Raw genomic sequence first — 19,941 nt, 5'->3', positions numbered from 1 at the left:
CGCAGGAGACCCGCATGATGCAACTCGACGCCGTGCAGAGCCTGGCCCTGGCCGGCATCGCCCTGTTCCTGGGCTATGCCCTGTGCCGCGCGATCCCGCTGCTGGGGCGCTACAACCTGCCGCCGCCGGTGATCGGCGGTCTGCTATTCGCGCTGGCGGCATGGCTTGCGCACGCGCGCGGCACCGCGCTGTTCGTGCTGGATACCAGCCTGCAGACGCCGCTGATGATCGCCTTCTTCACCACCATCGGCTTCAACGCCAGTTTCTGGCTGCTCAAGATCAGCGGGCGCCAGGTGCTGGTGTTCCTGTTGCTGGCCAGCGGCTACGCGGTGGTGCAGAACCTGCTGGGGATCGCGGTGGCGATGGGATTCGGCCTGCACCCGCTGTTCGGCGTGCTGGCCGGTGCGACCACCCTGGCCGGCGGGCCGGCGACCGGGCTCGCGTTCGCGCCGCTGTTCGAGCAGGCCGGGGTGGCCGGCGCCGAATCGATCGCGGTGGCCGCGGCGATGGCCGGCATCGTCTGCGGCGGCCTGATCGGCGGGCCGGTGGCGACGCTGCTGATCCATCGCTACGGGCTGGTGTCGTCGCGGCCGTCGGACCATAGCGCGCCCACCGGGATGGGCACGCTGGAAATCGCCACCGAGGACCAGCGCGAGCACGCCGCGCTGAAGAGCATCGTCGCGATCCTGGTCGCGATGTGGCTGGGCGCATCGGTGAGCCAATGGATCTCCGCGACCGGCGCGACCCTGCCGGCCTACGTCGGCGCGATGCTGGTCGGCGCGCTGATCCGCAACCTCGACGACCGCACCCATCTCATCGGCCTGTCGGTGCCCACCACCGACGTGATCGGCAACGTCTGCCTGGCCCTGTTCCTGTCGCTGGCGCTGATGAACCTCAAGCTGTGGGAACTGGCCGGGCTGGCGATGCCGCTGCTGGTCAACCTCGGCCTGCAGGCGCTGCTGGTCTCGCTGTTCTGCCTGGTGGTGTTGCGCGCGATGGGCCGCGACTACGACGCGGCGGTGATGGGCGGCGGCTTCATCGGCTTCATGCTCGGCACCACCGCCAACGCGATGGCGGTGATGCGTACCCTGGTCGAACGCTACGGCGCGGCGCCGCGCGCGTTCCTGGTGGCGCCGCTGGTCGGCGCGTTCTTCATCGACTTCAGCAATGCGCTGATCATCACCGGCTTCATCAACCTCTGGAAATGAGCCGGCGGGCGCGGCTCAGCGCGGATCCGCACCGGGCACCCGCGGCGATGCCGGATCGGTCGCCAGGTCCGGCAGCCTGCCGTCCAGCGCACGCTGCAGCTGCATGCGATCCAGCGCGCCGTCCCAGCGCGCCACCACCACGGTGGCCACCGCATTGCCGATGAAATTGGTCAGCGAGCGGCATTCGCTCATGAAGCGGTCGACGCCGAGGATCAGCACCATCCCGGCCACCGGCACGTCCGGCACCACCGACAGCGTGGCCGCCAGGGTGACGAAACCGGCCCCGGTCACCCCCGCCGCGCCCTTGGAGCTCAGCATCGCCACCAGCAGCAGGGTGAGTTGCTGGCCCCATGACAGTTCCGTGTTGGTGGCCTGGGCGATGAACAACGCGGCCAGCGTCATGTAGATGTTGGTGCCGTCGAGGTTGAACGAATAGCCGGTGGGCACCACCAGCCCGACCACCGACTTCTTGCACCCCGCTTCCTCCATCTTCTCCATCAGCGACGGCAATGCCGATTCCGACGACGAGGTACCCAACACCAGCAGCAATTCCGCCTTCATGTAGCGGATCAGCTTGAAGATCGAGAAGCCGCACAGCCGGCACACAGTGCCGAGGATGACCAGCACGAACAGCAGCGAAGTCAGGTAGAAACTGCCCACCAGCAAGGCCAGGTTGCCGAGCACGTGCAGGCCGTGCTTGCCGATGGTGTAGGCGATCGCGCCGAACGCGCCGATCGGCGCCGCGCGCATCAGCAGGTGCACCAGCTGGAACACCGGCACGGTCAGCGCCTCCAGGAACTGCTGCACCGGCTTGCCGCGTTCGCCGACCATCGCCAGCGCGATCCCGAACAGGATCGCCACGAACAAGGCCTGCAGGATGTTGCCGTCGACGAAGGCGCTGACCAGGGTGGTCGGGATGATGTCGAGCAGGAAGCCGGTCAGGCTCAGCTCGTGCGATTTCTCGACATAGCCGGTGATCGCCGCCGCATCCAGCGTGGCCGGATCCACGTTCAGGCCCGCGCCCGGCTGCACCACGTGCGCCACCAGCAGCCCGACCACCAGCGCCAGCGTCGAGAAGCACAGGAAATACGCCATCGCCTTGACGAACACGCGCCCCACCGCGCGCAACTCGTTCATGCCGGCGATGCCGGTGACGATGGTCAGGAATACCACCGGCGCGATCACCATCTTCACCAGCTTGATGAAGGCATCGCCCAGCGGCTTCAGGCTTTCGCCCAGCGCCGGCTGGAAATGGCCGAGCAGCGCACCCAGTGCGATCGCGGCCAGCACCTGCAGGTACAGGTGGCGATACCAGGGCAGGCGACCGATGGCGCCGGCGGGCATGGAAGCGTTCGGCTGCGGCATCGATGCGATTCCCGTCTACAGGTCGGCGACGCTTTCCGCATCGACGATCTGTTCCAGCCGGATGCGGTTGGCGAACAGCGAGAACGCCAGCATCCCGGCCAGCCCGTTCGCGCGTTCCACCCACTCCGGCAACCAGCGCGGCGGCGACAAGTCGCCGCTGTCGAACAGCGGCTCGAAGCGCTGCACGTCGGCCAGGGTCATCTTGCCGGCGAACAGCAGTCGGCACAGGCGCAACTTGCCGTGCTTGAGCGCCCAGCGGAAGAAGGTGTGCACGCCGATCAGCCCGCGCAGGTAGACCGTGTCCTTGGTGAACGCCGCGCCGCCGCTGGTGGGCACGCCGCGGAACACCCGCTGCGCGGAGGTGAAGCTTTCGGTTTCGTTCTGGCCGGCATCGAGGAAATAGCGGAACACCGCCATGAAATCCGCGCCGTCCAGCGCCATCGCCACCGCCTCGATGCGCAGGCTGACCCGCTTCATCCGCTCGATGTCGATGCTGCCGGTGATCTGCTCGGCGAAGGTCGCAAGCCCTTCCTGGGTTGCGGTGGTGCGCGGCGAGGACAGCGCCATGCTCGGCAACACCGCCTGGCGTTGGCCGTTGAGCGCGGTCAGCGAATGCACGAAGGCTTCATGCTGCAGCAGCTGGTGGCGGTCGTAATCGGAAAACGCGGCGCCCGCGCGCAGGCGGATGCGGGTGGCGCCGGCCGCGGCCTTGGCGATCAGGTCGGGGTCCAGCTCGACGGTGATCACCCGTCCATCGAAATAATCGTCCAGCGCCGCCTGCAACTGCAGGCTCAACGAGGTCGCCGAGATCGCGACCTGTTCCGACGGCGCCAGCAGCTCGCGGTCGAGTTCGTCGGCGATCGCGATGAAGTGGTTGGCCGCCTCGCGCGTGGTCGCCCCGCCCGGCAGGATGTGCTCCGGCTTGCCGAACAGCGCCACCGACAATTCGCTGACCCGCGGAGTGCCCAGCTGCTCCAGCAACTCGGCGGCCAGCGACCAGCTGCGCGCCGACTCGACCAGGTAGATGCCGAGCGGGTGCGCCGGATCGGCGGCGGCGATGATCGCCTCGAATTCGCGGCGCGCGTCGGAGAAATCGTGCTTCGGATACTCGTGCGCCGGCAGCTTCGCCCGGCCCTGCGCGTAGTCGGCGAGGAAAGTCTGCTGCTCGCTGGCCGGCCAGCTGACCAGGCTGAGCAGGCGGATCGACTTCGCCGCCTTCGCCATCCGCGCGTCGAGCGCGGCGTGGTGGGCGATGTCGGCGGAAAGCGTGCTGTCGGCCATCTCAATGACGCCCGTATTTTTCGTCGATGCGCTTGTACATGGCCTTGTTCTGCACCTTGGCATCGGCCTGCTGCGCCAGGCGCGTGGCCAGCTTGTTGGCGGCGCCGGCGACCTCGTCGCTGAGCTTGAGGAAGTTGGCGACGCGCTGCGCATCCACTTCGCCGCGCTCGATCGCCGCGCGCACCGCGCAGCCGGGTTCCTTCTGGTGCCGGCAGTCGTTGAACCTGCATTGCGCGGCCAGTGCCTCGATGTCGGCGAAGCTTTCGGCGACGACTTCCTCGCCGGTCGGCTTGAGCTCGCGCATGCCGGGCGTATCGATCAGGCAGGCGCCGGACGGCAGCGCGATCAGCGCGCGATGGGTGGTGGTATGACGCCCGCGATCGTCGCCTTCGCGCACCGCGCCGGTCTTCATCCTGTCGATGCCGAGCAGGGTATTCGTCAGCGTCGACTTGCCGGCGCCGGAACTGCCGACCAGCACGATGCTCTGGCCATCGCCCAGCCACGGTTCCAGCGCGGCCACGCTGGCGCGGTCCTTGGCATTCACCGCCAGCACCGGCACGTCGAGCGCGCGCAATTCGTGCAGCGCGGCCTCGACATCGGCGCCGTCCTTGTCGGACTTGGTCAGCACGATCACCGGCTGCACGCCGCTGCCGCCGACCAGCAGCAGGTAACGTTCGATCCGGCGCGGGTTGAAGTCGGCATCGAGGCCGCAGACCACGAACACGGTGTCGATGTTGGCGGCGATCACCTGCTGCTTGTAATGCTCGCCGGCGGCGCCGCGCTTGATCGCGGAAAACCGCGGCAGCAGGGCGACGATGCGCAACGCATTCGGCGCCTCGCCTTCGACCAGCACCCAATCGCCGACCGCGGGCCGTGATTCGGGGGTGACCTCGCCCTTGCGGTAGCTGCCGGCGCGCTGCCATTCCGGCAGCGATTCGGCGCGATGCGAGGCGTCGACGGTTTCCGCGACGAGGTAGCCGCTGCGGTGCTGTTCGCTGATCCGCGCCGGGCGTGCCTGCGGATGCGCGGCGATCAATCCGGCCCAGGCCGGGTCGAGGGTCGGCGGCGTCCAGCGCCAGCCGATGGCCTGCAGGGGGTCATGCGTCGCGGAAGGCCGTCATGGCGCGATTCTAGCCTCCACGCGAAGCGATATTGCAGTGGCTTTGCCCTGCCCGCGGCAGGGTTCGAGCAGGCCATGGATGGCCTGCGGCCGCGCATCGGAGCCGGATGCGAGGCCCAAGCGGCGAACCTTGCCCCGGGCAGGGCCATGCCACGGCGAGGGGCCATTTCCGCTAGGCTTGCAGTCCGTTTGCCGCCCCCGCCCCCGCCCGATGTCGTCGTTCAACCCGCGCAACAAGATCGCCACCCGTACCCGCCTGACCGAGGTCCGCTACGAAATCCGCGGCGAACTCGCCCGCCGCGCCCGCGAGCTGGAAGGCCAGGGCCGCAGCCTGATCAAGCTCAACATCGGCAATCCCGGCGCCTTCGGCTTCCGTGCGCCGGAGCACCTGCAGCAGGCGATCGCCGGCCGCATCGCGCGCACCGACCCCTACACCCACCAGCAGGGCCTGCCGGAAGCGCGCGAAGCCATCGCCGCCTTCCACAAGGCGCGCGGCACGCCGAATGCGTCGCCGGAGCGGGTGTTCGTCGGCAACGGCGTCAGCGAACTGATCGACATTTCCCTGCGCGCCCTGCTCAACCCGGGCGAGGAAGTGCTGGTGCCCTCGCCCGACTACCCGTTGTGGAGCGCGGCCACCATCCTCAACGACGGCCGCCCGGTCTACTACAAGTGCGACCGCGACAACGGCTTCCTGCCGGACCCGGAGCAGATCGAATCGCTGGTGTCCTCGCGCACCCGCGCCATCGTGCTGATCAACCCGAACAACCCGACCGGCGCCAACTACCCGCGCGAAATCCTCGAGCGCATCGTCGCCATCGCCCAGCGCTACCGCCTGCTGCTGCTGGTCGACGAGATCTACGACCACATCCTGTACGACGGCAACACCTTCCAGCCGGTTGCGCCGCTGGCCGGCGACCTGCCCTGCCTGAGCTTCGGCGGCCTGTCCAAGGTCCATCGCGCCTGCGGCTGGCGCGTGGGCTGGGCGGTGCTGAGCGGCGACCCGCTGGCCAGCGGCGATTTCCACCACGCGATGGACCTGCTCGGTGCGCTGCGCCTGTGCGCCAACGTGCCGGGCCAGTTCGCGATCGAGCAGGCGTTGCACGGCGCCGACACCATCACCCCGCTGTGCGAACCGGGCGGCCGCCTGTACGAAACCCGCAAGGCGCTGATCGAGGCCTGCGAAGCCAGCCCGCACCTGTCGCTGGTCGCCCCGGCCGGCGCGCTGTACGGCTTCCCGCAGGTGGTGGGCGATGCCGCGCGCGGCTTCGACGACCACGAGTTCGCCCTGCAGATGCTGGAAGAGGAGGACGTGCTGATCGTCCCCGGCACCAGCTTCAACGTGCCCTACCGCAACCACTTCCGCGTGACCCTGCTGCCGGAAGCGCCGGTGCTGCGCGAGGTGTTCGCGCGCATCGACCGCGTGCTGTCGCGGCGCGCGGACGCGCCCAGCCGCAGCGCGGTCGCATGACCGACGCGCTGCCGCAGGCGCAGCTTTCCTATCTCGCCCTCGGCGATTCCTACAGCATCGGCGAGGGCGTCGCTGAAGCGGGCCGCTGGCCGATGCAACTGGCACGCGCGTTGCGCGAAGCCGGCATCGCCATCGCCGACCCCCGCATCATCGCCACCACCGGCTGGACCACCGACGAATTGTCGGCGGCGATGGACGATGCCGAACCGCTGGGCGAATGGGATTTCGTCTCGCTGCTGATCGGCGTCAACAACCAGTACCGCGGGCGCGAGGTCGACGACTACCTTGGCGAGTTCGCGAGCCTCTTGCAGCGCGCGATCGCGCTGGCGGACGCGCGCGCGGAGCGGGTGCTGGTGCTGTCGATCCCGGATTGGGGGGTGACCCCGTTCGCGCGCAGGGAATTGCGCAGCCCGCGCCGGATCGCCCGCGAACTGGATGCCTACAACGCCGTTGCCCGCGATGCGTGCGAAGCGCAGGGCGTGGCCTTCGTGGACATCACCGGGATCAGCCGCGACGGCGGCGATGCGGCGGCGATGCTGGCCGAGGACGGGTTGCATCCGTCGGCCGCGATGTATGCGCGCTGGACCGCCGAAGCGCTGCCGGTCGCGCGGGGTTTGCTCGCCGAAGCGTAAAATCGAGTCCCCGCCTCCGGAATACCCCCATGTCCCTCGACCCCGCCCTGCGCGCCCGCATCGACTCGCTGCTGGCCGCCAACCCCGTCGTCCTGTTCATGAAGGGCAATCCGCGCGCGCCGGCCTGCGGCTTCTCGTCGAAGGCGGTGGGCGCACTGGACGCGGCCGGCGCGACCTATGCGCACGTCGACGTGCTGCAGGATCCGGAGATCCGCGAAGGCATCAAGGCCTACGGCGACTGGCCGACCATCCCGCAGCTGTACATCGGCGGCGAGCTGGTCGGCGGTTCCGACATCATCCTGCAGATGGCCGGCAGCGGCGAACTGCATGCCGCGCTGGGCCTGCCGGCGCCGGACCGCACGCCGCCGCAGATCACCATCACCCCGGCCGCCGCCGCGATGCTGCAGCAGGCCATCGCCGATGCCGGCGACGGCTTCGTGCTGCAGATCGACATCGACAACGCCTACAACGCGCGCCTGCAACTGGCGCAGCGCGACGATGCCGCCATCGCCAGCGAATCGGCGGGCATCCGCGCGCAGTTCGACCTGGCCAGCGCGCAGCGCGCGCGCGGCATGTCGATCGACTGGGCCGACGACGAACGCGGCAAGGGCCTGGTGATCGACAACCCCAACGCGCCGCCGAAGGTGCGCAACCTCAGCCCTGCCGACGCCAGCGCGCGCGCGCAGGCCGGCAGCCTGACCATCGTCGACGTGCGTCCCGCCGACGAACGCGCGCAAGCGTCGATCCCGCTCGACCACGCCACCTTCGACGACGGCGTCGAAGAAATCGAAGCCTTGCCGAAAGACAGGCCGCTGGCGTTCCTGTGCCACAGCGGCGGCCGCAGCGCGCAGGCCGCGGAGCATTTCCGCGCGCTCGGGTTCCGCGAGGTCTACAACATCGCCGGCGGCATCAGCGCCTGGGCGGAGATCGACCCGTCCGTGCCGCGCTACTGATCAGAACCCGCCGCCCGCATCCAGCCAAGCCTGCTCTTCGGGTGTGTTGCTGCGCCCGAGCGCGGCGTTGCGGTGCGGGAAGCGGCCGAAACGCACGATCGCGTCGCGATGCGCGGTGGCGTATGCCAGCAGGTTGGCATCGCCGAGCGCGGTGAACAGCGCGAGCGCGCGGTCCTGGTCGGCCATGTCCTCGGCGTGCTCGAACGGCAGGTAGAAGAACAGGCGCAGCGTGGGGTCGACGTTCGCGTCGAAGCCGGCGTCGAGCGCGCGCACCGCGTAGTGCCGCGCCAGCGGGTCGGTGGCGAAGGCGTGGCCGCTGTCGCGGAACACGTTGCGCGGGATCTGGTCGAGCAGGACCAGCAAGGCCAGCGCACCGTCGGCCGTGTCCATCCAGCCTTCGTACTCGCGGCGCGCAGCGGCGTGGTGCGCATCGAGGAACCGTGCGCGGCATTCGGCATCGAACGCGTCGCCGCCACGGAACCACTTGCCGTAGCCGGCCTCGCGCCAGAACGCGACGACCTCGTCGGGCGCGATGCTCATTCGTCGAACCGCAGGTGCCGCACCGACTTGCCGTGGCGGCGGATCAGCTTCAGCGATTCGATGCCGACCTTGATGTGGTTGCGCACGTAGTCGGCGGAGACCTTGGCGTCGCTGGCTTCGGTCTTCACGCCTTCCGGGATCATCGGCTGGTCGCTGACCAGCAGCAGCGCGCCGCAGGGGATGCGGTTGGCGAAGCCGGCGGCGAAGATGGTGGCGGTCTCCATGTCGATCGCCATGCAGCGCATCGCGCGCAATTTTTCCTTGAAGTCCTCGTCGTGTTCCCAGACCCGGCGGTTGGTGGTGTAGACGGTGCCGGTCCAGTAGTCCAGCTCCATGTCGCGGATGCTGGTGGAGATCACCCGCTGCATGGCGAACGCCGGCAGCGCCGGCACCTGCGGCGGCAGGTAGTCGTTGCTGGTGCCCTCGCCGCGGATCGCGGCGATCGGCAGCACCAGGTCGCCGAGCTGGTTCTTCTTCTTCAGGCCGCCGCACTTGCCGAGGAACAGCACCGCCTTGGGCATGATCGCCGACAGCAGGTCCATCATGGTCGCCGCGTTCGGGCTGCCCATGCCGAAGTTGATCATGGTGATGCCGTCGGCGGTGGCGCTGGGCATCGGCCGGTCCAGGCCGACCACCGGCGCGCCGGTCATCTCCGAGAAATGCGAGAGGTAGCCGCCGAAATTGGTGAGCAGGATGTGCTCGCCGAAGCCGTCCAGCGGCACCCCGGTGTAGCGCGGCAGCCAGTTGTCGACGATCTCGTGCTTGTCCTTCATTGCCGCCTCCGGTTCTTGTTGTTGTCCGCGCATTTTCCCATACCCATGACCACGGTCATGTGGCGCGCGCCGGCGGCCCGGGTTACGGTGCTCCCTCGCACGCCGTGTGCCGGGGAAAATCGCATGTCGAAACCGTTGACCGCCGCGCTCGCGGTGGCCCTGCTGGCCGGTTGCGCCAGCGCGCCGCCGCCGAAGACCGCCAGCGCCGATGCCAAGCCGGACCTGGGCTTCGCCGCCGACCCGTACCCCAGCACCTACAAGCGGATCATGGGGCCGCCGGTGCTGCTGCAGCACGCCACGGTGCTCATCGGCAACGGCCAGCGGCTGGACGACGCCGACGTGCTGATGCGCGACGGCAGGATCGTCGCGGTCGGCAACGGGCTTGAAACCACCGCCGATGCGCTGCGCGTGGACGCCACCGGCAAGTGGGTCACGCCCGGCATCATCGACATCCACTCGCACCTGGGCGTGTACGCCAGCCCCGGCGTGAGCGCGCACAGCGACGGCAACGAAGCCACCGCGCCGGTCACCGCCAACGTGTGGGCGGAGCACTCGATCTGGCCGCAGGACCCCGGCTTCCACACCGCATTGGCCGGCGGCGTGACCAGCCTGCAGATCCTGCCCGGTTCCGCCAACCTGATCGGCGGGCGCGGGGTGACGGTGAAGAACGTCTCCTCGATCACCTACCAGGGCATGAAATTCCCCGGCGCGCCGTGGGGCCTGAAGATGGCCTGCGGCGAGAACCCCAAGCGCGTGTACGGGCAGAAGGGCGGGCCGTCGACGCGGATGGGCAACATCGCCGGCTATCGCGCCGCGTTCGCCGATGCCGCCGAGTACATGAAGAAGCGCAAGGATGCCATGGCCAAGCCCGATTCCGACAAGGACTCCGGCGGCAAGCGCGACCTGAAACTCGACACCCTAGCCGGCGCGATCAACGGCGACATCCGGGTCAACATCCACTGCTACCGCGCCGACGAGATGGCGATCATGCTCGACCTGGCCAAGGAATACGGCTTCAGGATCAGCGCCTTCCACCACGGCGTGGAGGCCTACAAGATCGCCGACCGGCTGGCCGCCGAAGGCGTGTGCGCCGCGCTGTGGGCGGACTGGTGGGGCTTCAAGATGGAGAGCTTCGACGGCATCCAGGAGAACATCGCGCTGGTCGACCGCGTGCCCGGCAGCTGCGCGATCGTGCATTCGGATTCCGAGGAAGGCATCCAGCGCCTCAACCAGGAAGCGGCGAAGGTGATGGCGAACGCGAAGCGGATCGGCATCGACATCGCGCCCGAACACGCGATCCAGTGGATCACGCAGAACCCGGCGAAGTCGATGGGCATCCTCGCCCAGACCGGCACGCTGGAGCGCGGCAAGATGGCCGACGTGGTGCTGTGGAACGGCAACCCGTTCAGCAGTTACGCGCAGGCCGAACAGGTCTACATCGATGGCGCGCGCCTCTATGACCGCCACGACCCATCGCGACAACCGAAGTCGGACTTCCTGCTCGGGCAGGACCTGGTGCGCGGAGGTGTGCGATGAAGCGCCTGGCCTTGGTCGCGGCCTTGTTCGCCGCATGCGGCGTCGCCTCCGCGCAGGACCTGCTGATCCGCAACGCCACCGTGCATACCGCCGGCGCGCGCGGCACCCTGCAGCACGCCGACGTGCTGGTGAAGGGCGGCCGCATCGCCGCGGTCGGCAACGGCCTGTCAGCGGGCAATGCACAGGTGGTCGATGCCCAGGGCCGGCCGCTGACGCCGACCCTGTTCGGCGGCATCACCGACATCGGCGTGGAAGAGGTTTCCGGCGAATCGGCCACCGTGGACGAAACCCTGGCGCTCGGCAGCGGCGCCAGCGACATGCAGGTGCGGCCGGAATTCGACGTGACCCTGGCCTACAACCCGGACTCGGTGCTGGTGCCGGTGGCGCGGGTGGAAGGCATCGGCTGGACCACGCTCGCCGCCGGCAGCAAGGCGGGCGGCTCGTTCATCGGCGGCCAGGGGGGCACGGTGCGGCTGGACGGCAGCCTCGACGCGATCGGCCCGCGGGTATTGTTCGTCACCCTCGGCGGCGACGGTGCCTCGCTCAGCGGCAGTTCGCGCGCGGCGCAGTGGATGCTGCTCGACCAGCTGATCGACGAAGTGCGCGGGCGCATCCCGCAGGATTCGCGGTTCGCCCTGCTCACCCCCGCGGGCCGCACGACGCTGGCGAAGTACTTCGGCGGCGGCGGACGCGTGGTGGTGCGCATCCAGCGCGCGGCCGACATCCTGCGCCTGCTGCGCTGGTCGAAGCAGCGCGGGGTCAGCATCGCCCTGCTCGGCGCCACCGAGGGCTGGAAGGTGGCACCGCAGATCGCCGCCGCCGGGGTGCCGGTGTTCGTCGATGCGCTGGCCGACCTGCCGGCGGATTTCGACGAGCTCGGCGCCACTCTGGAGAACGCCGCGCGCCTTGACGCCGCCGGCGTGCGGGTGTCGTTCTCGCAGTCCGGCGACGCCTCGCACAACGCGCGCAAGATCCGCCAGCTGGCGGGCAACGCGGTGGCCAACGGGCTGCCGTGGGAAGCGGCGCTGGCGGGGCTGACCGCGGTGCCGGCGAACGCATTCGGCATCGGCGGCGAACTGGGCACGATCGCGGTCGGCCAGCGCGCCGACCTGGTGCTGTGGAGCGGCGATCCGCTCGATGTCGCCAACGTCGCCCAGCAGGTGTGGATGGACGGCCGCGCGATCCCGATGCGCTCGCGCCAGACCGAATTGCGCGACCGCTACCTGCATCCCGACAATGGCCTGCCCCGCGCTTATCCGAACGACGCACGCTGAAGGAGCGACGCCATGGGACCGAACTTCGTCGACATCAACTGGCTGGCGGTGCTGGCCGCCGCCGTCTCCGCCTTCCTGCTCGGCGGCATCTGGTACGGGCCGCTGTTCAAGCACGCCTGGTGCCGCGAGGCCGGGATCGATCCCGAGGCCAAGCCGAAGTCGCACCCGGCGACGGTGTTCGGCACCGCCTTCGCCGCCGCGCTGGTCGCCGCCGCCGCGTTCGCGGTGATCCTGCGCCCGGATCCGCCGCTGTTCATCGCCCTGCACGCCGGCTTCCTGACCGGCCTGGCCTACGTGGCGATGAGCTTCGGCATCAACTACGCCTTCGCCGGCCGCAGCCTCAAGCTGTGGCTGATCGACGGCGGCTACCACACCCTGCAGTTCACCCTGTACGGACTGATCCTGGGGCTCTGGCACTGACCGGGGCGGCCGGCGGCCGGCGCCGGAACTGCGACCGGCGTCGAGCATTGCCGCCGCGCGCCCGCGGCCATGCCGCTTTGCCACATGCATATGGCCGGCAGTTGCGGTAGGTTCGGCGCAACTGGACAGGGGCGGGGGGCGACATGCGTATCGGGATCGTGGTGGATTCGGCTTGCGACGTACCGTCCGACTTCATCGGACAGGAAGAGATCACGATCCTCCCGGTGACCGTGCAGATCGGCAACGCGGTGCTCGCCGACATGCGCAACGAGGAAGCGACGCTCAACTTCCTCACCGGCGACACCGCGGCGCAGGCGTACAACGCCGAGACCACGCCCTACACCGTGCAGCAGGTGCACGACCTGTTCCTGTCCAAGCTGGTGCTGGACTACGACTACGTGTTCTGCATCTGCACCACCCGCTCGCGCAGCGGCATCTTCGACAATGCGCAGCAGGCCAGCTTCACCATCCTCAACGACTACAAGCCGGTGCGCGCGGCGGCCGGCAACAACACCCCGTTCTCGCTGCGGGTGATCGACAGCCAGAACGTGTTCGCCGCGGTCGGCGTGCTGGCGATCGAGGCCGCGCGCCTGCGCGCGGCCGGCGAAGGCGCGCCCAAGATCCGCGCGCGGCTGGAGAACCTGGCCCTGTTCACCCAGGGCTACATGGTGCCGCCCGACCTGATCTACCTGCGCAACCGGATCAAGAAGCGCGGCGACAAGAGCGTCAGCTTCTTCAGCGCCGCATTGGGCTCCGCGCTCGACATCAAGCCGATCCTGCACTGCAACCGCGGCGATACCGGCCCGGTGGCCAAGGTGAAGGGCTTCAACACCGCGGCCGAGAAGCTGTTCGACTTCGCCGGCAGCCGCGTGCGCGCCGGCTTGATGACGCCGACGATGAGCCTGAGCTTCGGCGGCGAACTGGCCAGCATGCGCGCCCTGCCCGGCTACGAACGCCTGCGCGAAACCTGCGCCGAGCACAACGTCGAGGTGTTCGAGAGCGTGATGAGCCTGTCCGGCATGGTCAACGTCGGCCAGGGCGGGCTGGTGGTGGGCTTCGCCGCGGAGCCGGCCAAGTTCGAATGACCCGCGACCACGCCGCGCTAACGCGGCGCGCTTAGGCTATGCGCTTCGCCACGACGATGGAGCGCACATGCCCACGCGTTACTACATCAGCCTGCCGGACCCGGCCCGCGCACGCGGGGCCGATGCCGGCCTGGCCTTCCGCGCGCAGGGGGCGGAAGCCTTCGCCGCCGAATTGCAGGAGGCATTGCGCAGCGACGGGCTGTTCGAACGCTGGCGCGCGCAGCAGGACGATCCGGACGCCGTGGATCCCGCGCTCGGCGCGACCGATGCCGATGCGACCGTCAGCGGCAAGCAGGACGACCTGCACGTCGACCTGGTGGTGACCACCGCGCTGCCTTCGGCGGTGATGCGGCAACGCCTGGGCCTGCTCGCCGGCAATGGCTGGCAACTGCGCGACGTGACCTCCGCCTGAGCACGGCGGCTGCCGTGGCGCGCACCCCGGTCCTGCTGTCGTGGAGCGGCGGCAAGGATGCCGCCTGGGCTTTGCACGCCTTGCGCCAGCGCGACGATGTCGAGGTCGTCGGCCTGGTCACCACCATCACCGAGGAGTACCGGCGGATCGCGATGCAGGGCATCCGCGTCGAGGTGCTGCACGCGCAGGCGCGCGCGGCCGGCCTGCCGGTGATCGAGGCGCCGATGCCGCGGCAGGCCGACAACGCGCGCTACCAGGCGGCATTCGCCGAGGCGCTGCGCGACGCGGCGGCGTACTGGCCGGGCCTGCGCGACATCGCCTTCGGCGACCTGTTCCTGGCGGACATCAAGGCCTACCGCGATGCGCAGTGCGCGCGGCTGGGCTGGACCCCGCACTATCCGCTGTTCGGCAGCGACACCGCGCGCCTGGCGCGCGAGATGCTCGCCGGCGGGCTGCGCGCGCACCTGTGCTGCGTGGACACGACGCAACTCGACCCCGCGTTCGCCGGCCGCGCCTACGATCGGCACCTGCTCGGCGAGCTGCCGGCGGGCATCGATCCCTGCGGCGAGAACGGCGAATTCCATACCTGCGTGCATGCCGGCCCGATGTTCGCCGCGCCGATCGCGGTGGAGCGCGGCAAGACCGTGCTGCGCGACGGCCGCTTCGCCTATACCGATTTCGCGATGGCCTGAACCGTCACCGGTGCAGGGCCGCCGCATGGTGGGCGACGTGTTCGCCGATGAAGCTGGCGATGAAGTAGTAGCTGTGGTCGTGGCCGGGCTGCATGCGCAGCGTCAGCGGATGGCCGTGGGTCTCGCAGGCCACGTGCAGCAGTTCCGGCCGCAACTGCTGGGACAGGAATTCGTCGGCGGTGCCCTGGTCGACCAGCAGCGGCAGCCGCTCGCGCAGCTCGCCCGACACCAGCGCGGTGGCGTCGTAGCGCGCCCATGCCTCGCGCTCGTCGCCCAGGTAGGCGGCGAACGCCTTCTCGCCCCACGGCACCTGCGACGGCGCCACGATCGGCGCGAACGCCGACACGCTGCGATAGCGCCCCGGGTTGCGCAACGCCGCCACCAGCGCGCCGTGACCGCCCATCGAGTGGCCGCTGATCGCGCGCGCATCGGTGACCGGGAAGTTCGCCTCGACCAGCGCCGGCAATTCGCGCACCACGTAGTCGTGCATGCGGTAATGCGCGGCCCACGGCGCCTGCGTGGCGTCCACGTAGAACCCCGCGCCCTTGCCGAGGTCGTAACCGTCCGCATCGGCCACGCCGTCGCCGCGCGGACTGGTGTCCGGACAGACGATGGCGATGCCGTGTTCCGCCGCGTAGCGCTGCGCGCCGGCCTTGGTGATGAAGTTCTGCTCGCTGCAGGTCAGCCCGGACAGCCAGTACAGCACCGGCACCGGCCCGTGCCCGGCCTGCGGCGGCAGGTAGATCGCGAAGGTCATGTCGCAATCGAGCGCCGACGAGTGGTGCCGATAGACCTCCTGCCAGCCGCCGAAGCAGGCGCGTTGTTCGATGCGCTCCATCAGAAGTGCACGACGCTGCGGATCGACTTGCCTTCGTGCATCAGGTCGAAGGCCTCGTTGATCGCATCCAGCGGCATGGTGTGGGTCACGAACGGCGCCAGCTGGATCTCGCCCTTCATCGCGTCCTCGACCATGCCGGGCAGCTGCGTGCGGCCCTTCACCCCGCCGAACGCGGTCCCCATCCACTTGCGTCCGGTCACCAGCTGGAACGGCCGCGTGGAAATTTCCTGCCCGGCGCCGGCCACGCCGATGATCACCGACTGGCCCCAGCCGCGGTGCGCGCATTCCAGCGCCGCGCGCATCACGTTGACGTTGCCGATGCACTCGAAGGAATGATCAACGCCCCAGCCGGTCATCTCGACCACCACCTGCTGGACCGGCTTGTCGTGGTCCTTCGGGTTGACGCAGTCGGTGGCGCCGAATTCGCGGGCCATCTCGAACTTCGACGGATTGGTGTCGATGGCGATGATCCGGCCGGCCTTGGCCTGGCGCGCGCCCTGGATCACCGCCAGCCCGATCCCGCCCAGGCCGAACACCGCGACGCTGTCGCCTTCCTGCACCTTGGCGGTGTTGTGCACCGCGCCGATGCCGGTGGTCACGCCGCAGCCGAGCAGGCAGACGTGTTCCGGGTTCGCGTCGGGATTGATCTTCGCCAGCGAGACCTCGGCGACGACCGTGTATTCGCTGAAGGTCGAGCAGCCCATGTAGTGGTACAGCGGCTGGCCGTTGTAAGAGAAACGCGAAGTGCCGTCCGGCATCACGCCCTTGCCCTGGGTCGCGCGCACCGCCGTGCACAGGTTGGTCTTGCCGCTCTTGCAGAACAGGCACTGCCCGCATTCGGCGGTGTACAGCGGGATGACGTGGTCGCCCGGCTTCACCGAGGTCACGCCCTCGCCCACTTCGACCACGATGCCGGCGCCCTCGTGGCCCAGCACGACCGGGAACAGGCCTTCCGGATCGTCGCCGGACAGGGTGAACGCATCGGTGTGGCAGACGCCGGTATGGGTGATCTTCACCAGCACCTCGCCGGCTTGCGGCGGGGCGACGTCGATCTCGACGATCTGCAGTGGTTCGCCTGCGGCGAAGGCGACGGCGGCGCGGGATTTCATGGGCGTGGCTCCAGGGCGGAAAACGGATGAGGGGTCATTTCAGGTAGGAACGCACCAGCGCGATCACTTCGTCGATGCTCTGCTGGTGCTGCCTGCGGATCTTCGGGTCGGTGGCGACCTGGGTGAATTCCTCGCGCAGGTGGCCGTCCAGGATCTCGGCCATCAGGCCGTTGACCGCGCCGCGCAGGGCCGCCAGCTGCTGCAGGATCGGCGCGCACTCGGTGCCGGCTTCGACCGCGCGCTCCAGCGCATCCACCTGCCCGCGGATGCGGCGCAGGCGGGTGGTGGCGCGCTTCTTGTCTTCCGCCGAATGCGGCATGGCGATTCTCGCGACCGATACTGGTGGGGAGTATACCATGCCCGCCGGGACGCCGCCCGCTAGCCGGTGTTCTGGATCCCCGCCGCGATGCCGTTGACCGTGGTCACCAGCGCCTCCAGCAACGCTTCGTCCTCGCGCCCGCCGTCGCGCCAACGCCGCAGCAGGTCGACCTGCAGCAGGCTGATCGGATCCACGTAGGGATTGCGCAGGCGGATCGACAGGCGCAGGCGGTAATCGGCATCCAGCATCTGCGGCGCGTCCTTGATCGCCAGGATCGCGTCGCGGGCGCGCAGGAACTCGCCGGCGATGCCCGGGTACATCGCGGCATGCAGCCCGCCCGCCAATTGCGAATAGCGCTCGAAGATGCCGAGGTCGGACTTGGCCAGCAGCATTTCGACGTCGTCGATCATCGCCGCGAAGAACGGCCAGTCGCGCGCCATCTCGCGCATCGCCGCAAGGCCGTACTCGCGGATGCCGAGTTCGAGCGCGTGGCCGATGCCGTACCAGCCGGTCAACCCGGAACGGTTCTGCGACCACGCGAACACCCACGGGATCGCGCGCAGGTTGCCGATGCCGCCGTCGCGCCGGCGCGACGGGCGCGAGCCGATCTGCAGGCGCTCGATCACGTCGATCGGCGTGGCCGCGCGGAAATACGCGGGGAAATCCGGGTGTTCGTGGACCAGCCCGCGGTAATGCGCGCGCGAGGCCTCGGCCAGCGCCTTCGCGATCTCGCGCCAGCGCTCCTCGCGCGGATCGCGCGGGCGCGGGCGCAGGGTCGCGCGCAGCACCGCGCCGGTGGTCTGCTCCAGGTTGCGCAGCGCCAGCGCGCGGATCCCGTACTTGCGGTGGATCACCTCGCCCTGCTCGGTGACGCGCAAGCTGCCGTCCACCGAGCCGCGCGGCGCGGCGATGATCGCGCGCTCGGTCTTGCCGCCGCCGCGGCTGACCGAACCGCCGCGGCCATGGAAGAACATCAGGCGCACGCCGCAGCGGTTGGCGAGCCCGGTCAGTTCCACCTGGGTGCGTTGCAGCGCCCAGCGCGAGGCGAACAGGCCGCCGTCCTTGGCGCTGTCCGAATACCCCAGCATCACCGTCTGCTCATCGCGACGCGAGGCCAGGTGCGCGCGATAGGCGGGATCCTCGAACAGCGCGCGCATCACCGCCGGCGCGGCCTGCAGGTCGTCCACCGTCTCGAACAGCGGGGCGATGTCGAGCGGCACCTGGCCGCCTTCGACGCAGCCGGCGACACGCGCCAGCGCCAACGGCGCCAAAGCATCCGCCGCGCTGCGGCTCATGCTGATGATGTACAGGCCGATCGCATCGGCGCCGTGCGTGCGGCGCAGGTCGAGCACGGTGCGGAACACGTCGAGGGTCGATGCCGCGGCCGCGGCGGCGGGGTCGATCGCCGCACCGTCGCCGCCGAGCAGCGGCTGCAGGCGCGCAAGGCGGTCCTCCACGCTGCGTTCGGCCCAGCCGTCGTCGGCGAACAGCGCCGCCAGCGCGGCATCGTGCGCCGCCGAATCCTGGCGCAGGTCGAGCGCGGCCAGGTGGAAGCCGAAAGTGCGCACCCGCCACAGCAGGCGCTGCAGGGCGAAGCGGCCGGCATGTTCGCCGCGATGCGCCTGCAGGCTGGCATCGATCAGGGCGAGATCGTCGATGAAGCCGCGTGGCGACGGATAACCGCGCGCATCGCCCTTCGCCACCAGCATCAGGCGCGCCTGCATCAATTCGAGCAGGCGCCGGTACGGCATGTCGGCCAGGCGCGGGCTGAGCGCCGCCGCGGCATCCGGCAGGCGCGCGGCGTAGTCGTCGGCGCGCGACAGGATCGCGGCATCGACCTCGACCCGGCCCAGCGACTGGGTCAGCGCATCGCCCAGCGCGCGCAGGTCGCCGCGGTAGCGCGCGATCGCCTGCGCGCGTTGCGCATCCAGCGCGGCGCGCACGGTGCCGGCGTTGACGTTCGGGTTGCCGTCCATGTCGCCGCCGACCCAGGTGCCGAAGCGCAGGACCTGCGGGATCTCGAGGCGCCGGCCGTAGACCTTTTCCACGGCGTCGGCGAAGGCCTCGTAGTACACCGGCGCGACCCGGTACAGCACGTTGGCGAGGTAGTAGCCGACATGCTCGACCTCGTCGGCCACGGTCGGCTTGTGCGCGGGCGCGTCCGAGGTCTGCCAGCCCGAGGTCAGCGCCAGGCGGATGCGCTCGAGGTCGGCGCGGCGCTCCACCGGCGTGCGGCTGCGGTCGATGTCGGCGACCAGGCGCTCGACGATGTCGCGCTCCTTCTCCAGCATCGCGCGGCGCACCGCTTCGGTCGGATGCGCGGTGAACACCGGCTCCACCCACAAGCGCGGCAGCGTCGCCGCCAGTTCGCCGAAGCTGACGCCGTCGTCGCGCAGGTCGTGCAACACGGCTTCGAAGCCGCCCGGCTGCGGCTGGTCGCTATGCCGCTCGTAGTCGCGGCGGCGGCGGATGCGGTGCACGCGCTCGGCCAGGTTGATCGCGCCGAAGTAGGCGGCGAACGCGCGCACCAGCTGCACCGCCTGCGCCTGCGGCGCCGCGGCCAGGCGGTCGGCCAGGGCCGCGACCGGCTCGCCCTGCTCGCGGCGACGGATCGCCAGCCGGCGGATGTCCTCGACCTGCGCCAGGAACGCCGGCCCGCATTGCTCGGCCAGCAATTCGCCGACCAGCGCGCCCAGCGTGCGCACGTCGTCGCGCAGCAGCGCGTCGGTCTCGGCGAACTCGAGCTTTTCGCGCAGCGGGTTCTTGGCAGGGGTCATCGCCGCAGGCTAACGCGGTTTGGTGCGGCGCAGCAATCGAAGTTGCAGGCGTAACCAATGCGTTCGGCCGCGCGCATGACCGGCACGCGGGCCCAGCCGCGTTTTCGCCGATGGCGATCCGCGGAATCCGCCATGCCTC

General features: G+C 69.8%; 19 protein-coding genes. 10 read left to right on the top strand and 9 right to left on the bottom strand.

Going from position 1 to position 19,941, the window contains the following annotated elements; translation table 11 throughout:
* Window positions 1-14: 14 nt before the first annotated feature.
* Entirely contained in the window at window positions 15-1,208 is a 1,194-nt protein-coding gene (gene gltS, locus FHQ07_RS09925) for a sodium/glutamate symporter (RefSeq protein ID WP_139716649.1), read from the top strand.
* 15 nt (window positions 1,209-1,223) lie between these two features.
* Here gltS and FHQ07_RS09920 read toward each other — a convergent pair whose 3' ends face one another.
* From FHQ07_RS09920 to rsgA, 3 genes are read right to left on the bottom strand one after another with little or no spacing between them, the layout of a single operon-like run.
* Window positions 1,224-2,573: a dicarboxylate/amino acid:cation symporter gene (locus tag FHQ07_RS09920; RefSeq protein ID WP_139716648.1), complete on the bottom strand. Its 1,350-nt coding sequence runs from the start codon at window positions 2,571-2,573 to the stop codon at window positions 1,224-1,226.
* Between the two features lie 15 nt (window positions 2,574-2,588).
* Entirely contained in the window at window positions 2,589-3,854 is a 1,266-nt protein-coding gene (locus FHQ07_RS09915; RefSeq protein WP_139716647.1) for a flavohemoglobin expression-modulating QEGLA motif protein, read from the bottom strand.
* Between the two features lies 1 nt (window position 3,855).
* Window positions 3,856-4,947: a ribosome small subunit-dependent GTPase A gene (gene rsgA / locus FHQ07_RS09910; RefSeq protein WP_139716646.1), complete on the bottom strand. Its 1,092-nt coding sequence runs from the start codon at window positions 4,945-4,947 to the stop codon at window positions 3,856-3,858.
* A gap of 238 nt (window positions 4,948-5,185) precedes the next feature.
* Here rsgA and FHQ07_RS09905 point away from each other — a divergent pair, with 238 nt between their 5' ends.
* The 3 genes from FHQ07_RS09905 to grxD are packed head-to-tail and all read left to right on the top strand — an operon-like array spanning window position 5,186 to window position 8,027.
* Window positions 5,186-6,442 (top strand): aminotransferase class I/II-fold pyridoxal phosphate-dependent enzyme, encoded by a 1,257-nt coding sequence (locus FHQ07_RS09905; protein ID WP_139716645.1) that lies wholly within the window; start codon window positions 5,186-5,188, stop codon window positions 6,440-6,442.
* Window positions 6,439-7,074: an SGNH/GDSL hydrolase family protein gene (locus tag FHQ07_RS09900; protein ID WP_139716644.1), complete on the top strand. Its 636-nt coding sequence runs from the start codon at window positions 6,439-6,441 to the stop codon at window positions 7,072-7,074. Before FHQ07_RS09905 ends, FHQ07_RS09900 begins: the two co-directional genes overlap by 4 nt.
* Window positions 7,075-7,103: 29 nt before the next feature.
* Window positions 7,104-8,027 (top strand): Grx4 family monothiol glutaredoxin, encoded by a 924-nt coding sequence (grxD, locus tag FHQ07_RS09895; protein ID WP_139716643.1) that lies wholly within the window; start codon window positions 7,104-7,106, stop codon window positions 8,025-8,027.
* Here grxD and FHQ07_RS09890 read toward each other — a convergent pair whose 3' ends face one another.
* Window positions 8,028-8,567, bottom strand: a complete 540-nt coding sequence (locus FHQ07_RS09890) for a DUF924 family protein (protein WP_139716642.1) — start codon at window positions 8,565-8,567, stop codon at window positions 8,028-8,030.
* Window positions 8,564-9,340: an AMP nucleosidase gene (locus FHQ07_RS09885; RefSeq protein ID WP_139716641.1), complete on the bottom strand. Its 777-nt coding sequence runs from the start codon at window positions 9,338-9,340 to the stop codon at window positions 8,564-8,566. The genes FHQ07_RS09890 and FHQ07_RS09885 overlap by 4 nt, the downstream gene beginning before the upstream one ends.
* Window positions 9,341-9,463: 123 nt before the next feature.
* Between FHQ07_RS09885 and FHQ07_RS09880 the strand changes: the two genes are divergently transcribed.
* The 6 genes from FHQ07_RS09880 (at window position 9,464) to FHQ07_RS09855 (ending at window position 14,759) form a co-directional block, all read left to right on the top strand.
* On the top strand, window positions 9,464-10,876 hold the full coding sequence (locus FHQ07_RS09880; protein WP_139716640.1) for an amidohydrolase: 1,413 nt from the start codon (window positions 9,464-9,466) through the stop codon (window positions 10,874-10,876).
* The gene (locus FHQ07_RS09875; protein WP_139716639.1) at window positions 10,873-12,150 is read left to right on the top strand and encodes an amidohydrolase family protein; all 1,278 of its coding nucleotides are present in this window, start codon (window positions 10,873-10,875) and stop codon (window positions 12,148-12,150) included. Before FHQ07_RS09880 ends, FHQ07_RS09875 begins: the two co-directional genes overlap by 4 nt.
* A 12-nt stretch (window positions 12,151-12,162) precedes the next feature.
* The gene (locus FHQ07_RS09870) at window positions 12,163-12,570 is read left to right on the top strand and encodes a DUF1761 domain-containing protein (protein WP_139716638.1); all 408 of its coding nucleotides are present in this window, start codon (window positions 12,163-12,165) and stop codon (window positions 12,568-12,570) included.
* 143 nt (window positions 12,571-12,713) lie between these two features.
* Window positions 12,714-13,655: a DegV family protein gene (locus FHQ07_RS09865; RefSeq protein ID WP_139716637.1), complete on the top strand. Its 942-nt coding sequence runs from the start codon at window positions 12,714-12,716 to the stop codon at window positions 13,653-13,655.
* Window positions 13,656-13,722: 67 nt separating this feature from the next.
* Complete coding sequence (locus FHQ07_RS09860) at window positions 13,723-14,067, top strand: hypothetical protein (protein WP_139716636.1); 345 nt, start codon at window positions 13,723-13,725, stop codon at window positions 14,065-14,067.
* 14 nt (window positions 14,068-14,081) lie between these two features.
* The gene (locus tag FHQ07_RS09855) at window positions 14,082-14,759 is read left to right on the top strand and encodes an adenine nucleotide alpha hydrolase (protein WP_139716635.1); all 678 of its coding nucleotides are present in this window, start codon (window positions 14,082-14,084) and stop codon (window positions 14,757-14,759) included.
* A gap of 4 nt (window positions 14,760-14,763) precedes the next feature.
* Here FHQ07_RS09855 and fghA read toward each other — a convergent pair whose 3' ends face one another.
* From fghA to ppc, 4 genes are read right to left on the bottom strand one after another with little or no spacing between them, the layout of a single operon-like run.
* The gene (gene fghA / locus FHQ07_RS09850) at window positions 14,764-15,597 is read right to left on the bottom strand and encodes an S-formylglutathione hydrolase (RefSeq protein ID WP_139716634.1); all 834 of its coding nucleotides are present in this window, start codon (window positions 15,595-15,597) and stop codon (window positions 14,764-14,766) included.
* Window positions 15,597-16,706 carry an S-(hydroxymethyl)glutathione dehydrogenase/class III alcohol dehydrogenase gene (locus tag FHQ07_RS09845; protein WP_139716633.1) on the bottom strand — a complete coding sequence of 370 codons (1,110 nt, stop codon included), beginning with the start codon at window positions 16,704-16,706 and terminating at the stop codon, window positions 15,597-15,599. The genes fghA and FHQ07_RS09845 overlap by 1 nt, the downstream gene beginning before the upstream one ends.
* A gap of 34 nt (window positions 16,707-16,740) precedes the next feature.
* Complete coding sequence (frmR, locus tag FHQ07_RS09840) at window positions 16,741-17,025, bottom strand: formaldehyde-responsive transcriptional repressor FrmR (RefSeq protein WP_139716632.1); 285 nt, start codon at window positions 17,023-17,025, stop codon at window positions 16,741-16,743.
* Between the two features lie 59 nt (window positions 17,026-17,084).
* Window positions 17,085-19,802: a phosphoenolpyruvate carboxylase gene (gene ppc, locus FHQ07_RS09835; RefSeq protein ID WP_139716631.1), complete on the bottom strand. Its 2,718-nt coding sequence runs from the start codon at window positions 19,800-19,802 to the stop codon at window positions 17,085-17,087.
* Between the last annotated feature and the right edge of the window lie 139 nt (window positions 19,803-19,941).

Origin of the sequence: Thermomonas aquatica (assembly GCF_006337105.1) — a bacterium.
GTDB lineage: Bacteria > Pseudomonadota > Gammaproteobacteria > Xanthomonadales > Xanthomonadaceae > Thermomonas > Thermomonas aquatica.
This window is presented reverse-complemented; position numbering and strand designations above follow the sequence as displayed.

Coding starts and splice junctions, on each gene's coding strand:
- gltS (WP_139716649.1), top strand. CDS start 15: ATGATGCAACTCGACGCCGTGCAGAGCCTGGCCCTGGCCGGCATCGCC.
- FHQ07_RS09920 (WP_139716648.1), bottom strand. CDS start 2,573: ATGCCGCAGCCGAACGCTTCCATGCCCGCCGGCGCCATCGGTCGCCTG.
- FHQ07_RS09915 (WP_139716647.1), bottom strand. CDS start 3,854: ATGGCCGACAGCACGCTTTCCGCCGACATCGCCCACCACGCCGCGCTC.
- FHQ07_RS09905 (WP_139716645.1), top strand. CDS start 5,186: ATGTCGTCGTTCAACCCGCGCAACAAGATCGCCACCCGTACCCGCCTG.
- FHQ07_RS09900 (WP_139716644.1), top strand. CDS start 6,439: ATGACCGACGCGCTGCCGCAGGCGCAGCTTTCCTATCTCGCCCTCGGC.
- grxD (WP_139716643.1), top strand. CDS start 7,104: ATGTCCCTCGACCCCGCCCTGCGCGCCCGCATCGACTCGCTGCTGGCC.
- FHQ07_RS09890 (WP_139716642.1), bottom strand. CDS start 8,567: ATGAGCATCGCGCCCGACGAGGTCGTCGCGTTCTGGCGCGAGGCCGGC.
- FHQ07_RS09885 (WP_139716641.1), bottom strand. CDS start 9,340: ATGAAGGACAAGCACGAGATCGTCGACAACTGGCTGCCGCGCTACACC.
- FHQ07_RS09880 (WP_139716640.1), top strand. CDS start 9,464: ATGTCGAAACCGTTGACCGCCGCGCTCGCGGTGGCCCTGCTGGCCGGT.
- FHQ07_RS09875 (WP_139716639.1), top strand. CDS start 10,873: ATGAAGCGCCTGGCCTTGGTCGCGGCCTTGTTCGCCGCATGCGGCGTC.
- FHQ07_RS09870 (WP_139716638.1), top strand. CDS start 12,163: ATGGGACCGAACTTCGTCGACATCAACTGGCTGGCGGTGCTGGCCGCC.
- FHQ07_RS09865 (WP_139716637.1), top strand. CDS start 12,714: ATGCGTATCGGGATCGTGGTGGATTCGGCTTGCGACGTACCGTCCGAC.
- FHQ07_RS09860 (WP_139716636.1), top strand. CDS start 13,723: ATGCCCACGCGTTACTACATCAGCCTGCCGGACCCGGCCCGCGCACGC.
- fghA (WP_139716634.1), bottom strand. CDS start 15,597: ATGGAGCGCATCGAACAACGCGCCTGCTTCGGCGGCTGGCAGGAGGTC.
- FHQ07_RS09845 (WP_139716633.1), bottom strand. CDS start 16,706: ATGAAATCCCGCGCCGCCGTCGCCTTCGCCGCAGGCGAACCACTGCAG.
- frmR (WP_139716632.1), bottom strand. CDS start 17,025: ATGCCGCATTCGGCGGAAGACAAGAAGCGCGCCACCACCCGCCTGCGC.
- ppc (WP_139716631.1), bottom strand. CDS start 19,802: ATGACCCCTGCCAAGAACCCGCTGCGCGAAAAGCTCGAGTTCGCCGAG.